At 41.9% G+C, this 14,627-nt stretch carries 13 protein-coding genes; 6 read left to right on the top strand and 7 right to left on the bottom strand.

Features of this window, described 5'->3' with window-relative positions:
* Positions 1 to 2: 2 nt before the first annotated feature.
* Both MB380_RS13305 and MB380_RS13310 read right to left on the bottom strand, forming a co-directional pair.
* The gene (locus MB380_RS13305; RefSeq protein ID WP_253523658.1) at positions 3 to 626 is read right to left on the bottom strand and encodes a hypothetical protein; all 624 of its coding nucleotides are present in this window, start codon (positions 624 to 626) and stop codon (positions 3 to 5) included.
* Positions 627 to 828: 202 nt separating this feature from the next.
* Positions 829 to 5,229 carry a tape measure protein gene (locus MB380_RS13310; RefSeq protein ID WP_253523660.1) on the bottom strand — a complete coding sequence of 1,467 codons (4,401 nt, stop codon included), beginning with the start codon at positions 5,227 to 5,229 and terminating at the stop codon, positions 829 to 831.
* A 452-nt stretch (positions 5,230 to 5,681) separates the two neighbouring features.
* Between MB380_RS13310 and MB380_RS13315 the strand changes: the two genes are divergently transcribed.
* The 3 genes from MB380_RS13315 to MB380_RS13325 all read left to right on the top strand — a co-directional run bounded on the left by MB380_RS13315 (position 5,682) and on the right by MB380_RS13325 (position 8,000).
* Complete coding sequence (locus MB380_RS13315; RefSeq protein WP_253523662.1) at positions 5,682 to 6,029, top strand: hypothetical protein; 348 nt, start codon at positions 5,682 to 5,684, stop codon at positions 6,027 to 6,029.
* 369 nt (positions 6,030 to 6,398) lie between these two features.
* Positions 6,399 to 6,638 carry a hypothetical protein gene (locus MB380_RS13320; protein ID WP_253523664.1) on the top strand — a complete coding sequence of 80 codons (240 nt, stop codon included), beginning with the start codon at positions 6,399 to 6,401 and terminating at the stop codon, positions 6,636 to 6,638.
* A 309-nt stretch (positions 6,639 to 6,947) separates the two neighbouring features.
* Complete coding sequence (locus MB380_RS13325) at positions 6,948 to 8,000, top strand: PKD domain-containing protein (RefSeq protein ID WP_253523673.1); 1,053 nt, start codon at positions 6,948 to 6,950, stop codon at positions 7,998 to 8,000.
* Between the two features lie 115 nt (positions 8,001 to 8,115).
* Here the strand turns inward: MB380_RS13325 and MB380_RS13330 are convergent, their stop codons facing one another.
* Both MB380_RS13330 and MB380_RS13335 read right to left on the bottom strand, forming a co-directional pair.
* Positions 8,116 to 8,784, bottom strand: a complete 669-nt coding sequence (locus tag MB380_RS13330) for a hypothetical protein (protein WP_253523686.1) — start codon at positions 8,782 to 8,784, stop codon at positions 8,116 to 8,118.
* 536 nt (positions 8,785 to 9,320) lie between these two features.
* Positions 9,321 to 10,064: a hypothetical protein gene (locus MB380_RS13335; protein ID WP_253523689.1), complete on the bottom strand. Its 744-nt coding sequence runs from the start codon at positions 10,062 to 10,064 to the stop codon at positions 9,321 to 9,323.
* A gap of 666 nt (positions 10,065 to 10,730) precedes the next feature.
* Here MB380_RS13335 and MB380_RS13340 point away from each other — a divergent pair.
* Positions 10,731 to 11,534 (top strand): CPBP family intramembrane glutamic endopeptidase, encoded by an 804-nt coding sequence (locus MB380_RS13340; RefSeq protein ID WP_253523692.1) that lies wholly within the window; start codon positions 10,731 to 10,733, stop codon positions 11,532 to 11,534.
* Between the two features lie 63 nt (positions 11,535 to 11,597).
* Here the strand turns inward: MB380_RS13340 and MB380_RS13345 are convergent, their stop codons facing one another.
* On the bottom strand, positions 11,598 to 11,777 hold the full coding sequence (locus MB380_RS13345) for a hypothetical protein (protein WP_253523708.1): 180 nt from the start codon (positions 11,775 to 11,777) through the stop codon (positions 11,598 to 11,600).
* A gap of 87 nt (positions 11,778 to 11,864) precedes the next feature.
* Complete coding sequence (locus MB380_RS13350) at positions 11,865 to 12,506, bottom strand: porin family protein (protein ID WP_253523711.1); 642 nt, start codon at positions 12,504 to 12,506, stop codon at positions 11,865 to 11,867.
* 317 nt (positions 12,507 to 12,823) lie between these two features.
* On the opposite strand from MB380_RS13350, the gene MB380_RS13355 reads away from it, so the two are divergent.
* Positions 12,824 to 13,747: a zeta toxin family protein gene (locus tag MB380_RS13355; RefSeq protein ID WP_253523726.1), complete on the top strand. Its 924-nt coding sequence runs from the start codon at positions 12,824 to 12,826 to the stop codon at positions 13,745 to 13,747.
* 32 nt (positions 13,748 to 13,779) lie between these two features.
* Positions 13,780 to 13,977 (top strand): hypothetical protein, encoded by a 198-nt coding sequence (locus MB380_RS13360; protein ID WP_253523729.1) that lies wholly within the window; start codon positions 13,780 to 13,782, stop codon positions 13,975 to 13,977.
* 199 nt (positions 13,978 to 14,176) lie between these two features.
* On the opposite strand, the gene MB380_RS13365 is transcribed toward MB380_RS13360, so the two are convergent.
* On the bottom strand, positions 14,177 to 14,623 hold the full coding sequence (locus MB380_RS13365; protein ID WP_310587328.1) for a helix-turn-helix domain-containing protein: 447 nt from the start codon (positions 14,621 to 14,623) through the stop codon (positions 14,177 to 14,179).
* Between the last annotated feature and the right edge of the window lie 4 nt (positions 14,624 to 14,627).

Here is a 14,627-nt window from a genome sequence, read left to right on the forward strand (position 1 = left end):
TGTCAGTTCCTGGCTTTCTTAGGTGGTTCAAAATCTTCCGGTGTGGCCACGTATTCAAGCCCCAGCACCCAGATTATCAAAAAAACATAGCTTATCTTTTGTGCTATGGGCAACGCTACCAGCCATATACTGGCATAATAAAGAAAAGCATTCAGATAAAGGAAAAACAGGCAGATAAAAGCATTGAGCTTTAGCAGCCGCAGGCGCGACCTGAGCACAAAAACAAACAAATAAAACATGGCCAGCATACCAAACACACAGGCAATGCTAACGGCGATGTCATGATAACGCGTAATGGCCCCGAAAGCAAAAACAAAAGAAGCCACACCACCATAACGGATAATGAATGAGGCCCCCCGGTGAGGTATTTTGGCTGCTACCCTGTAAAAAAACGCCCCAAACCCCACACACATACAAAACATACCGGCAAAGGCCCACCGCTGACCCGGATTGGCCACGCCATTGATACCGGTATCGCCAAAAAGGCTGCACAGGTAATTGTCAGCAAAACTATAACCAACAGAGGTTGCACTAGCCTGCGAGCCGCCCGGATAAAGCGATACGGCTATGCCCAGAAAGACCAGAGCCAACGCCAGAAAAATAGTAACCAAGTGTTTCTGAACCATGTATGAGGTTTTTTGGGATGAATATCGACATTTTTAAGACAAACTTATTGATAATGCCACACATTTTATAAAAACAGATATAAACCAAACCAAAAACCGTGAACCAAAGTGTATTTTGTGTACCCGGCGGCCAAAACCTTGCCGCCGGATATAAGAAAACACCAGGCCACACGGTTAAAAATGAACGCTGCAACTGATGCGGTTAATACCCCCCACCCGCGCGGATATCGCCGTTATTATTGCTGATTTTCTTTTCGATGGTCTCCAGGCGTTCCAGGTGTTTCAGGAATCGGCTATTGGTGGCAATCTCGGTCAGTGCCAGCAGTTGGTTACGGTTTACGTCCAGATTAGTGGCCTGTGTCATCCGGATGGCGTTCATCTGCCCCGCCAACACTCCGGCGGTCTCTTCCGAAACAGATTTGATAGATCCTGACAAAGAGTTGGGGTTGGTACCTTTGCCGAAGGCATCGGTAAAGCCCATTTCTTCAAACATCTGGTTAGCCGCTTCAAGGCCCTTCACATATTCTTCTGGTTTACCTTCAATGTTCTTGTTAAACCTGGTCAGGTCGTCAATGATAGACTGGTCGCCCAAAGCTCCGTATGAATCCATCATTTCTTTTTCAAGTTGATTGAAATTCTCTTTAAATAAGGCACTGAAAAGCAATTTGGCTGTCATATCGGCAATAACATTACCAACTGTTTTGCTGAAAGCATTGGCCGCATCTTCGCCCGATTTAAATGCGTTTACCAGGCTATCACGGATAGAATCTCCCAGTTTACCGGTCAGTTCCAGAATACCCTCTCTCATTTGCTGTGCCGACTGCTCCATGGCATCGCCATAATCCAGCGCCGTTTGTACCAGCTGTTTGGTGTTGTCGTCCAACTGCCCATTGGCAATCAGCGCCTTGGCCATATCTGCATTAATGGTCTTCCAACCGTCGGCACCGGTTTTCACCAGTTCAGGATACTGTTCAAGCAGCCCGCCGTAAATGTCCTTTTTCTTTTTTGAGAATAAACTGGCCACACCGCCGACAATTGCCCCAACACCAGCACCGATTGCCGTACCAAGCGGACCAAAGATTGAACCCACAATGGCACCTGCCGAAGCCCCCTGCCCGATTAGCTTACCCGCCGACTGACCGTCTATTACGTCTTTCTGGCCTTTTTTGGCTTTACCCTCATTTAGTTTTCCAATAGCCGCCTGAAACTTCATCTGTGCATCCTGATACTGCTTTGCCCCGGCTTTTATCTTTGACTCTATGTCGTCCATGAACATATTGCCCTCTTTCTTGTAGCCTTGGCCAATGTTTTTGTTCAGGGCAAGTGCATACTGGTTCTCATAGGCTACGCGCTCCTGAGCAAACTTTCTTTCCTGCTCGGCGCGTTTCCTGTTCGACTCCATGATGGTACTTATCATGCTGATTACATTCTGCACAGCCGAGGCAAAATCCTGCAAGCCGGGCTTAAAACCTTCCGGTGAAAATGCTTTCTGGATAGTCTTCTGAACATTCGTGATTTCGCCCGACAAACCCGTCAGTAGCCCTCCTATCTCGCCAGTAGCTCCTCCGGCATCCTTCAAGGCATTCCCCAGCGCACCCACACTATCAGCAATAGCCTTCCAGTTTTTCTGGCTTTCTTCCACATGCTTCTTTTCAGCCTCTTTTACGGCTTTTAGCTGGGCATCATACTCGGCCGATTTCTCTGCACCTTTATCTTTCAGAATCTTAAGTTTTTCACGCTCGGCATTCAGCACAATTTGGGTCTCTTCGTTGCTTGTGTCTTTAATCTTCTTGGTTAAAGCCTCAAACTCCTTCGATTTCACCACAGTTTTGGCCTTATTATCAGCCAGTTCTTTCTCTTCATTGGTTTTTAACAATTCAGATTGTTGCAGATATGCCTCACTCTGCTTGTCGGTATACTGGCTTTCCAGCTCCACGCGGCGGTCAAAATATTTCTTTTTTATCTTCAGTTGCTCTTCTTCCGAGCCAATCAGAGAAGACATGAAACCAACCAGCTCTTCATGTCTGCGTTTTTGGGCCTCGTTAATCTGCTCATCAAGCTCTTTCAGCTTGGCTGCCTTCTCCTTATCATCAGTTACTGTACTACCGACAACATCTTTTTCATTATTCAACCTTGAAATCTTCTCGGTCTCACTTTGCGCATCCTGAAGCATTTTAGTAACCTGCGCCTTAAAAGCATCCAGAGCAGCGGGGTCTAACTCAATTTTTGCTTTTAGAATAATAAGTTTATCTTTTTCATCAGCAGTGGCAGTTTTACTTTTTATTTTGGCTTCAAGCACGGCAATTTCTTGTTTCAGGTAGTTCTTAAACCCCTCACCTGCATCTTTCAGGTCTTTAAACTGCTCGTCAGCAGCCTCCTTGCCATACTCTTTCTGCCATTTGGCATAGAGTTCATATTGGATTTTTTTGTTATCCAACTCACTCTGATAAGCCTTTACAGACTCGCTCTGAAGTTTTTTCAGATGCTGCTTATCCTCATCAGTACCCTTATTGTTTTTTATCTTTGCCTCTAAGTCGGCAATCTGTTTGTCGAGAAAATCCTTATAACTATTACCCGTCTTCAGTAATTCTTCAAACTCCAGGTCAGCTGACGCTTTGCCCAACTCGTTTATCTGTTTGTAATAATCCTGATACTGCTTTTTCTTTTCTTCAAGCGTTTGTTCGAAGGTTTTTGGAGTAACTAACTTGCTTACTTCTTCAGCTTTTTTATCAGCACTAATTTTTTTCTCTTTAAGAGCAGCAATTTTAGGCTCATCATTTTTATTAAATGGATTCAGTTTTTTGAGAAGGTCGTCTGCTTTTTTACTGACATCTTTCCAATATTCTAAGGAGCCAAAAGGAGCGGCCGCACGTCCTGAACCTTCACCGGTTATAGCAGCACGCTTTTTTTGAAGCGCAGCAATCTGTTTCTCAAAATTTATTGCTTCCCTTCGGGTTGTACTATTTTGTTGTCTTTTATTTCGTAATCGTTGAATTTCCTCGTCATAATATTGAATACTGTCTCTAGCGACTTTTTTAACAGTCTCTCCCTCTTGTTGTTTTAAAGCAATTTTCTTTTTTAATTGCTCTTGAAGTTCTATTTCATCTTTAACTATTTGTTCATTTAATTGCTTTTGGTCTTGACGATTTAGTTCCGATCCATCGGGCCCTGGTAAAATAAGATAATTAAAAAGCTTTTCTCCCCACCCAATATCATTCTTATTATTTTCAGCATCCGATTTTCGCTGTACACTATCATCATATTGTTTAATAAGTGCATTAATCTCAATCTGTCTTCTTCTTGCTGCTATATAGTTCTCAATTATTTTTGTTCCTTCAGCAGTGGCGATATTTTCTTGATTGAGCGCGCTTAATTGGTCAGGAGATATATCAATCAGTTCCTGCAATTTTCTGTTGCGCTCGTCTCTACTTATATTTTCATTATTTATTTGAGAGGTAAGCAATTCAATTTGCCCAATTTCAGACGCAATTTCCTTCCTGCCGTTTTCCATTGCTTCTGTATATCTTTCTTGCGCTTTTTCAGTTTCACTCAATTCATCTCCATAACCAATAAAAAGAGCAATCAAGGTTGCTAAAGTAGTAGCTGCCAGAACGTAAGGATTGGCCTTTGTAGTTAAATTATAAAAGGCCTGAGCATCTCCTGCACTTCGTATAGACGCAGCAAGGCTTAACCACGCCATAGCATTTATTCGAAGTGAGTTTAAGGCTGTTCCAGCTTGAAATGCACTAGTTATAATCAAAGCAGCCTTATATTGTCCATAAATAGCAATAAGGAAGCCTAGTATCTTCGAAACAGACTGGTAATTTTCTACAAGTGCAGTAACTCCCTTTACTGCAACATTTAATATACCGCTTTGCTGCTGTGCTAAACCATTAAACATGCCATCTAAAGCAGCCTTTAAACCAGTTATTAAACCAGCAAGAGACTCCGATTCTGTTTGCAAAACTCCATAAAATACACCTCCTGTATTTGTCATTCTTTCAAATGCATGCTGTACATCTGCAAACCCAATTTTACCTGCATCAGCAAATGCATTTATTTCGCCGACATCTACTTGTAATATTCTGGCCAGTTCCTCATAAACTGGAATATTTTTACTAGCCAAATAAGATAATTCACCAGCCGTTACTGTACTATTTTCTCTTAATTTTCCATACATTTCAGATAGCTCATTAATTGGCGTGGCCGTGCCCAACGCCACATTACCCAGCATCTGTAAATCAGCCATTGCAGTTTTGGCATTTGCGCCAAAGGAGATTAACTTTTGTGCCCCATCAGCAATATCTTTTAAATCAAATGGTGATTGAGCAGCCATAGATAAAACATCTGCCATAAGTAAATTTGCCTCTGCGTTACTCTTTAAAGTATTTGCAAATTCACCTTCCATCTGCCTCATTTCTCCTCTAACTTTCACAATAGCTGAAGCAACAGAGTCTATTGCTTCTATGGCATCATTAGCCTCAGTTATCTTAGAAAAAATAGAGCTCCCACTATTCAAACCTTTGATATTATCCTCAATATCTTTCAACGTTCTATTAAACTGGGCGGCATCAATTGACGCCGTAAATTGTAGATTTGCCATCTTGCAGAAATTGTTGTGTTGGATTTTTTATATCAACAAATATAACCATTTCATACTTATAATGTAAGCACATCGGCGAAAAATATTTCCGGCACAAAACCTTGTTTTTTTAAATACCTGTTGCACGTCTTTCATGCCGTTCGGCTTCATTTTTTTTTAAATCAAAAACCAGAAAATCTAAAGCCCTGCCACCCATTATTATATAACTATATTAAAAAGTTTAGTTTCGTTTTGTTTAGTTTATTTAATGGTAGCAGCTTAGGTGATAGCTTAGGGTGCGGCTTAGGGTATGGCTTAGGTGTCAATGGCCGACACCAACACACGTGCTGCCTGGCACTTGGTGTCAGCTTAGGTATCAAACGCTGACACCTATACGTAAACAAGGTATCAGATTCTGACACCCTGCTGGCACAGAGTTTTCATGTTAAAGACTGAACTAAAATATACACACAATGGAAAACCAGAACAGACAACCTCTTGCGGCAACAGACCAGGGAAACGGCCAGCCGAACAATGCCAGCCAGGGCCTAAGCAGCAACCAGCAGGCAGGCAGCACCGGCACTACGCCTCAGCCCGACCAGGCCAATACCTACCGCGGGCAAGGCGGGCAGGAGTACGACGTAGATGCAGACGATGCCTTAAACCATAAGCCGGCCGATGCGCCGGAAATTGAAACGGTAACGCCCGAAACGGAGTCGGCCGAAGAAGAAGCCAAAGACAAGGATATGGAATCAAACCGCGATACCGACCAGCACGTCAGTCCGGGCGACAAAGCGCCCAACAAAGAATTTAACCGTTAACAGTGGCATATATTACCAATAATGGGGAGTGTCTAAAAAGTATTTTTAGGCACTCCCCTTTTTTTGTGCAGATAAAAAAAACATACGCAATAGCCGGCCGGGTTTGTAACTTTTTGCAGGCAACAAAGTAAGCCTTAACGAAACCGATGCCACACAAGGTATTAGTTTGTTTAAATTTAAAGACACACTTAATACTATTTTCACACAACTTTTTTTACGTATATAGACACCGTTACGTCAGAAAAAAATTTTGCAGCCGTTAAACTTTATTGGCGGGCGGTTGTCTAACAAAATATTAAATTTTAATGCAGAAAAAATCTAAACAATTTCTATATTTGTCGCACTAACCTATTATTTGGTAGATAAATTATGAAAATAGCTATACAAAGAGATGCACTGCGGCAGACTGTCGAAGAAGCATTACTTAAAAGCAACATCCACTCAGAAGAAATCATTGATAACCAAGACCTCAGCAGTATTGCGGTCTTAATCAATACTGAAGTTCAACCGTCACAGTTGAGCAACTTCGTAAAGCTAATCCAGGAGCAGGAGCTCAAATGCAACACCAACACCTTCCCCGATGTTACTTATATTTCGGTGTTTATTTGATTTGGCAGATTCTTTTATAATCAGGTTATCCATTAATTATTCTTAGTTTCGCGGTTCAAGCGGCAGCCAACATTGCTGATGCCTCAACGCATCCCTCCTTACACTCCTGCCAAAGCCTCCCCCTCGCGCAGCCCAAAAGCAAAAGCCAGCAAACGCCGGGGCGTTAATTTGCTTCACCAACAGGCATGTTTACTTCGGCACCTGCCCCTATTGCACCTTATAATAAATAATCGTCCAAATAGTTGATTTTCTGGCCGCTAATGCGTAATATTATACTTTGATGTGATTAAACCGCTCGCCCGTAAAGCCATGAAAAACGCCATAATTATACTCTTGCTTGCCTTGGCAACTAGTTGCAAACCTGCAAAAGAGGCAGTGCCAGAACCCGAATTGGCAATGTCTCTTGAAATCACCCGTCTGGGAGCAGAGGTTTATGTAAAGAATACACTCAAAAACGCTGCCAGCTATGACCTTGATTATGGAGACGGTACAAAAATAATTAACGAAACCGTTCCAGGCCTTGAGGCCCTAGGCCCGAAGAACCGGGTCTCTTACCAATACAAAAAAGACGGTGCCTATACCATAACCCTTACGGCCTATAACCAAAAGGGGCAATCTAAAACACAAAGCCAGGTAATAACCGTTGATTACTACCAGAAAAACACATCTGTAACCGATTTCGCGTTGGTGGCGGCTCAAAACGGCACTATAAAAATGACGAGCCTGTCAAGCAATTATACATCGCTTGAGGCACAGGTGTCGGCAGGAGGCATGGGCTTTAGTACCAAAACTCCGAACCCTATCTTTGAACTCGACCTCAACGGCCAGTATCAATTCAGTATGATGGCCTATAATCAAATCTCCTCCGCCAAAGACACCCTCATTAGCATTCAGAACATTCAGGAAAGAGAAAAAGGGTATTTTAAAGGAAACTGGCTTGGCACTGAAATAGAAACTTACGAAACTTTTGATAATCAGGCCAGAACCGAATATATGGACATTGGCGGCGGATACAAATTTATGAACAATCATTTTGCGATTATCAGAGGCAAACAGGGAATAACTATCAGCAACAGGAAAATAAATACCGACAGCCTGAAAACCAATCAGATGAAATACGAGCAAATCAGGTCCAGATTTAAGGCAGGAATACAAAACAGCGAAAACTGGATACTCAGCACGATTGGTAATCCGGTTTCAAAGTCCATTGAAATTCTCGAAATCCGCGAGGTACAACAAAAAAAGATTATCCCTGAAATGGACTCCCGCGCGTTCTGGATTACCTACCGTATCAAAGCAGATTTTGGTGAGTACCTCGGTAAAATTGATGGTACGCTAAAAATGAGGTATCTGATTTATTGATTTTTCATCTACCCGTTTCAAAAACCCTTTATTTTTTACACATCCAAGGGCATACCTTACACCCGGCAAAGCCTCCCATACGCGCAGCCCAAAAGACTGTGGTTGCCGACCCTTTCTATAAATTGTAACTAAAATTCAACACAAAATATCCAAAAGTGGCAATTTGTGGTTCTTTGAGAACTTCCTTCGAAATCTGGCTTCCATTAAAAGTAATGGTTTCAACTTTCTTTGAATAAAGCAACCTTAGCTGACTTTCGAGCGATATGGAAAAACGATGATTCAGATAATACTTGGCACCCATGAAAGGAGACAACGTCACTGCATTCTTAACGGTTTTAGTACGAAGTGTACCTGTTACATCAATGCCGTTTTCATCCTTCTTTTTTGCCTTGTTGTCATGAAAATTGTTTATTTCTGCCCTCCAGCTCATGTCAGCCCCATAGAAAAACACAAATCGCCCTTTGATTTTCTGCCATTCATAACCAAGAACGACAGTGGGGCGAAAATAGCTTCTTACCGGATTTAAATATAAGTTGGCGTTACCACCATAAAAAGATTCGTTTTCTCTAAGATAGTAAGGGGTGGCCATGAAGCGTACTGCTCCGGGCTTATTACCCTTATTGATGGTATTCAGCTTGATAAGATAAGGGTAAGCCCAATTGTCGGGAGATTGAAGTTTAAACAAAGGAATCAGATTGATATTTATTTCCCATTTATGCCTTTTTACAGGCTGGTCAATCGCATTACTTAGCCTGCCGGGCTGTGTGTCTGTTACTTGTGCCATAGCATTTACACCCAATAAACAGCAGGCAAATAAACTGACAAAAAATTTAAAATTGTTTTTCATGGACATTAAAAGGTGATTTAGTTAAATTTTCAAAAGAGATATTCATGCCATCTGTTGCCAAAACATAAAGAGAAGGTTAAGTTTTTTGCTATACTCTGTACCAACAAACAAAAACAAAATTTGCACATACACAACCAATAGTTATTTATCGGCACTTTCAATTAAAAACATACCCCTCAAAACATATAACGCGCACCGTTCCACCAGTAATCATGGTAGAAATCCCGGTAAAATGTATAACATTTAATCAGTTTAAACCTCAGAACTTTGTATCACCGGGCATTCTTAGTTGTATGCCCCGCTGCAAAGCCAATTACTAAGTATGCATAAAAAACTAACTAACTATATTTTACCACGGAGTGGCTCGGAGTTTAGCACAGCGTTTCACGAAGTTGAGAGAAGAATCCCCCCTTACACCCCCTGCCAAAGCCTACCCCACGCCTAGCCCAAAAGACTGTGGATGCCGACCCTTTCTATAAATTGTAACTAAAATTCAACACAAAATATCCAAAAGTGGCAATTTCTGGTGCTTTGAGAACTTCCTTCGAAATCTGGCTTCCATTAAAAGTAATGGTTTCAACTTTCTTTGAATAAAGAAACCTTAGCTGACTTTCGAGCGATATGGAAAAACGATGATTCAGATAATATTTGGCACCCATGAAAGGAGACAACGTCACTGCATTCTTAATGGTTTTATCACGAAGTGTACCTGTTACATCAATGCCGTTTTCATCCTTCCTTTTTGCCTTGTTGTCATGAAAATTGCTTATTTCTGCCCTCCAGCTCATGTCAGCCCCATAGAAAAACACAAATCGCCCTTTGATTTTCTGCCATTCATAACCAAGGACAACAGCGGGGCGAAAATAGCTTCCTACCGGATTTACAAATAAGTTGGCGCTATCACCATAAAAAGATTGGTTTTTTCCAAGATAGTAAGGGGTGGCCATGAAGCGTACTGCACCGGGCTTATTAGCCTTATTGGTGGTATTCAGCTTGATAAGATAAAAGTAAGCCCAATCGTCAGCCCATTGTAGTTTAAACAAAGGAATCAGATTGATATTTATTTCCCACTTATGCCTTTGTACGGGCTGTTCAATTAATTTACTGATTGTAGAAAGAGGTTTTTTCGGCTGATTATCAGCTACTTGCGCCCTGGCATTTACACCCAATAAACAGCAGGCAAATAAACTGACAAATAATTTAAAGTTGTTTTTCATGGCCATTAAAAGGTGATTTAGTTAAATTTTCAAAAGAGATATTCATGCCATCTGTTGCCAAAACATAAAGAGAAGGTTAAGTTTTTTGCTATACTCTGTACCAACAATCAAAAACAAAATTTGCACATACACAACAAATAGTTATTTAACGGCACTTTCAATTAAAAACATACTCCTCAAAACATATAACGCGCACCGTTCCACCAGTAATCATGGTAGAAATCCCGGTAAAATGTATAACATTTAATCAGTTTAAACCTCAGAACTTTGTATCACCTGGCATTCTTAGTTGTATGCCCCGCTGCAAAGCCAATTACTAAGTATGCATAAAAAACTAACTAACCATATTTTACCACGGAGTGGCTCGGAGTTTAGCACAGCGTTTCACGGAGTTGAGAGAAGAATCCCCCCTTACACACCCTGCCAAAGCCTACACCTCGCGCAGCCCAAAAGACTGTGGATGCTGGCGTGTTAATCGGTTTCAAGGCCAGGCACCGCATACAGTATTTACGTACCCGGAGATGGTTTGCGGCGAATGCACCCCCTATTCACCGCATAAAATGCGGCGAATAATTTTTAATCCCAAAAAGCAAAAAAACTTTCGGGTAGCTCTTGCTTTATTTCTCTTTTAATAGGCATATTGCACAGCAAATCTCAATCCCCACCATGAAACCCCTTCTTGCTTATTTTACTTTGGCTTACCTTATCAGCTGGTTGATATGGTTTCCGCTTTACAGCCACGTTTGGGGCATTACAGGCTTGCCCGTTCTGCCGTATCATCATGCCTTGGGTGGCCTGGGGCCTTTGACAGCCTCTTTCATTACCACTGCCATTTTCGGCAAGCCCAACGGCACAAAACTACTGCTGGCGCAGATGCTTCAAACCAAACCTGTGGTGTATATGCTTATTGCGCTGTTCAGCCCTTTTGTGCTGGCGGTGGCAGCGGCAGTTATTAATTATTGGGCAGCGGGTACGCCGCTTCAACTTGCCGGATTATTGGTAGCCAAAGAGTACCCCGAATTGGGTTTTGCCGGATTCTTCTTCTACAACCTGCTGTTTTTTGGCTTTGGCGAAGAGGTAGGCTGGCGAGGCTTTGCCCTGCCGCGCCTGCAGAGCCGCTTCAATGCCCTTTCGGCAAGCCTGATACTCACCGTTCTGTGGGCGGCCTGGCACCTGCCGCTGTTTTTTTACAGGCCGGGTTATACCGGCATGGATGCCGCCGGTATCTTCGGCTGGGTGTTCAGCCTCCTTACGGGCAGTATCCTGCTCAGCTGGTTATACAACAGCTCAAAGGGCAGCCTGCTGGCCTGCGCTATTTTTCATGCCACGGTCGACATCGCTTTTCTGGCCGACTTTGCCGATAAAAACATCATCAATTATATGGGTATGCTCATTACCGTCTGGGGTGTAGCTACTATCGTTATTTTTAAACCCGCCCACCTTTCGCGCACCGAACGCCTGCGGGACTAACAAAAAAAGAGACGCCCGTTTCCAAACCGAAAACGGGCGTCTGTTTTTACTATTATTTTTTAGCTATGGCCGGTCTGCCTTCCAATCGCTGTTGTCTTCAGTTTTAACCTCAATCAGGTTGTTTTTTTTAAGGCTAACCTCTTTCCCGGTGAGCCATTTGCGAATCGCCGCCAGGTCTGAGCCATCAAAAAAACCGACTATCAGCATGGCTACAATCAAAAGTATTTCTAATTCGTAATACATAACTCTGGTGTTTGCTGTTTGTACTAATAATCCCTGTTAAGACGTAATTTCCGGCTATCAGGATGCAACTGCACCCCAACATTTTATTTACCAGAATCTGAAACCAATGGTAGCCTGCACCCAGGCATTTTTATAGCGTGGATTGGTTGACGTACCGTCGCCGTTGTTATTCTGCACATCCCAGCCCGCACGGGTGCCAATCACAAACTTATCGAAGTTGAAATCAATGCCACCTACGGCGCTCAGGGTGTTTTTGCGGATGTTGTCGTTCGTAAACTCCTGCTCCTGTGCCGATGTACCCAGGAAATTCTTGAAAACATCGTTCTGGCGCATCAGGTACGAATACTGCGGCCCCAACTGAACAGTAATAAAACTGCTGGGTTTAATAGACACCAGCAACGGGATATCAACCGAATGCGTAGTGCGTGTCAGCTCATAATTGCTTCCCACAAACCGACCGCTCTGACGGAACCCCTTCTGCGAATACAACACTTCGGGTTGCAGACCCAGGTACTTACCCAACGGAATAGCCAGAAAAGCCCCACCTGCGAAACCAAACTTGCCGTCGGCCGTGTAATCATCGTTATTTGAATCATAGATGTTCGAGAAGTTGGTACCTGCTTTTAAACCGAAAACAAGGTTCTCACGGGCATCGGTACTGCCACTCTGGCCAAAGCTTTTAATGGTAAAAAGGCTCACTACTGCTGCAATTGCTACTAATTTCTTCATGACTGTAAATTTGGATTTTTGTTGTAAAAGTTGTACTGAGTGATTTGTTAATTGTCGTCAATTGACAGATATCATAAAATTTCCGTGCCTGATTTATAACGCACCAGACAAAGCAATATTGGGGAATTATTTCTACAAAATTGTGTAGAGAGGGGGAGAGGATTTTTATTAACACACACCAATATTTATTTATAGATTGATTTTATTAATGAGATTCTCTCCTTAATAAAACAAATATTCAACCCTAAACCAAAATAAATATTATCTTTGCCAAATAACTCGACCTCAACAATTGCTGTTTACCAAAGAAAAAAGCGATGAAATATGCACGACCTCTTCGAGATGTCCCTTCTGTTAAAAATTTCCTAGAAAGCCTTAATTTCCCAATTCAGAAATATCCAAAAATCGTAAGTAGCATCATCAATACTGAGAAAATGCTTCATACATACGATAATAATGATTCTACCTTAATTAGTAAATCGTTCAGGCTTTCTCATGTTACAGAAAAAGAACGATGGGAGCTTCGAACACGGATTGTAGAAGAATTGACAACGCAACGGCGCCTTCATGATGACGATGACATTTGTCTTGGGAAAGGTGGGAGTCTTCCAACATCAGAAATTAAGAATGAAAGACAGGCTTTTTTGGTCATTGGGCTTCCTGCTTCTGGAAAATCTTCTGTTTCAACTATAATAGCAGAAAAATATGGAGCGGTTATTCTGGATTCTGATTACGCGAAGCGAAAACTACCTGAGTATGAAGAATTCGGTGCATCTATTGTTCATGAGGAATCAAATGCACTAATTCTTGGAAGTTCGATTATGATAGGTAAACCCAAAGATTTTAGGACGTTGTTAGAATTGGCATCCTATGAGGGTTCAAATATTGTTATTCCAAAAATTGGGCATTCAAGAGATTCAATAAAACAATTAGTAGAAGTCTTAATAAATACTTATAAATATAATGTGCATCTTACACTAATAAGTTTAGACAGGAGCATTGCCGTTACGAGAGCAATCCATAGGTTTTACTATACCAAAAGATACGTTCCTTTAAGCATGATTTTTGATGATTATAGTAATGAGCCTACAAACACGTACCATAAACTTAAAAGTGAGAACAATCAACTATTTAAAAGTTTTGGAATCATAAATACCAATGTTGCACCTGGCAAAAACGGAATATGCATGGAATGCATTGGTGAAAATCCGGCAGATTTGTTTGAAAAAAACCAATTGTAATATTAACTTTGCTATATAAAATTCTAGAAATTATGACAAAAGTCAAAAAATCAGCTAGTACTGGTGGTTTATCAAATTCAGCACCTCCTGTCACTCAATCATCGGCCGAATCCGGAAAAAAGTATGGTGCATTTGCAGAGGAAATTAGAGATATCAGTAGTTTTGTAAATTATGCCCCTTCCCCTACTCCGGTTAAAGGCAAAGGGATTGGCATAAAAGTGAAAGGGTAAAATATACTTTTAATTTCCCTCCAGAGTCTCCCAACTGTGCGTCCCTATGCGCACAAGCCTAAAGCAAAGAAAGGGGTTTCTAACATATAAACCATTAATACAAATCTTTATTATAAAAACCCTCAGCACCAGCTCCCCCTCGCATGGCTAAAGGCTCAGGCTATCGGGAGATGCTGGTGGAACAGGAAAACGTTACGCGCTAATTCAGCGGAACGCCGCCCGCTAATTCCCCTCCCATCATCTTCCTTCTATGCAGCATCCCCCAGAGGTGCAGTTGTTCAACCAGGTTGTTAAGTGACAGGCCATGTTCGGTTATAGAATACTGCACCGTCGGCGGAAAGGTGTCAAACACCTCGCGCTTGATCAAAGCGTTGGTCTCCAAGCTTTTTAGCTCTTTTGATAACGTTTTGTCGGTAATGCCGCCCACCTCTTTGGCTATTTGCTTAAAGCGTTTCGGGCCATCGTACAACGAAAACAGAATCAGTAATTTCCATTTACCTTCCAGCGCTTCCAGGGCATCTTTAATAGAAAGCATATTAATGGGGCAGTGTTCTCCGTTCAGCATCGGTTTATATTTTACGTTACTATCCAACCGGATAGCGCTATCTAACAGGATAGTACTATCAATCAGATAGTAAAAGTACATAAAC

This window comes from Emticicia sp. 21SJ11W-3, assembly GCF_024138715.1.
Taxonomy (GTDB): domain Bacteria; phylum Bacteroidota; class Bacteroidia; order Cytophagales; family Spirosomataceae; genus Emticicia; species Emticicia fluvialis.

Bases quoted from the DNA above. Each gene is read 5' to 3' on its own strand.
- MB380_RS13305 (WP_253523658.1), bottom strand. From the start codon at position 626: ATGGTTCAGAAACACTTGGTTACTATTTTTCTGGCGTTGGCTCTGGTC.
- MB380_RS13310 (WP_253523660.1), bottom strand. From the start codon at position 5,229: ATGGCAAATCTACAATTTACGGCGTCAATTGATGCCGCCCAGTTTAAT.
- MB380_RS13315 (WP_253523662.1), top strand. From the start codon at position 5,682: ATGGAAAACCAGAACAGACAACCTCTTGCGGCAACAGACCAGGGAAAC.
- MB380_RS13320 (WP_253523664.1), top strand. From the start codon at position 6,399: ATGAAAATAGCTATACAAAGAGATGCACTGCGGCAGACTGTCGAAGAA.
- MB380_RS13325 (WP_253523673.1), top strand. From the start codon at position 6,948: ATGAAAAACGCCATAATTATACTCTTGCTTGCCTTGGCAACTAGTTGC.
- MB380_RS13330 (WP_253523686.1), bottom strand. From the start codon at position 8,784: ATGGCACAAGTAACAGACACACAGCCCGGCAGGCTAAGTAATGCGATT.
- MB380_RS13335 (WP_253523689.1), bottom strand. From the start codon at position 10,064: ATGAAAAACAACTTTAAATTATTTGTCAGTTTATTTGCCTGCTGTTTA.
- MB380_RS13340 (WP_253523692.1), top strand. From the start codon at position 10,731: ATGAAACCCCTTCTTGCTTATTTTACTTTGGCTTACCTTATCAGCTGG.
- MB380_RS13345 (WP_253523708.1), bottom strand. From the start codon at position 11,777: ATGTATTACGAATTAGAAATACTTTTGATTGTAGCCATGCTGATAGTC.
- MB380_RS13350 (WP_253523711.1), bottom strand. From the start codon at position 12,506: ATGAAGAAATTAGTAGCAATTGCAGCAGTAGTGAGCCTTTTTACCATT.
- MB380_RS13355 (WP_253523726.1), top strand. From the start codon at position 12,824: ATGAAATATGCACGACCTCTTCGAGATGTCCCTTCTGTTAAAAATTTC.
- MB380_RS13360 (WP_253523729.1), top strand. From the start codon at position 13,780: ATGACAAAAGTCAAAAAATCAGCTAGTACTGGTGGTTTATCAAATTCA.
- MB380_RS13365 (WP_310587328.1), bottom strand. From the start codon at position 14,623: ATGTACTTTTACTATCTGATTGATAGTACTATCCTGTTAGATAGCGCT.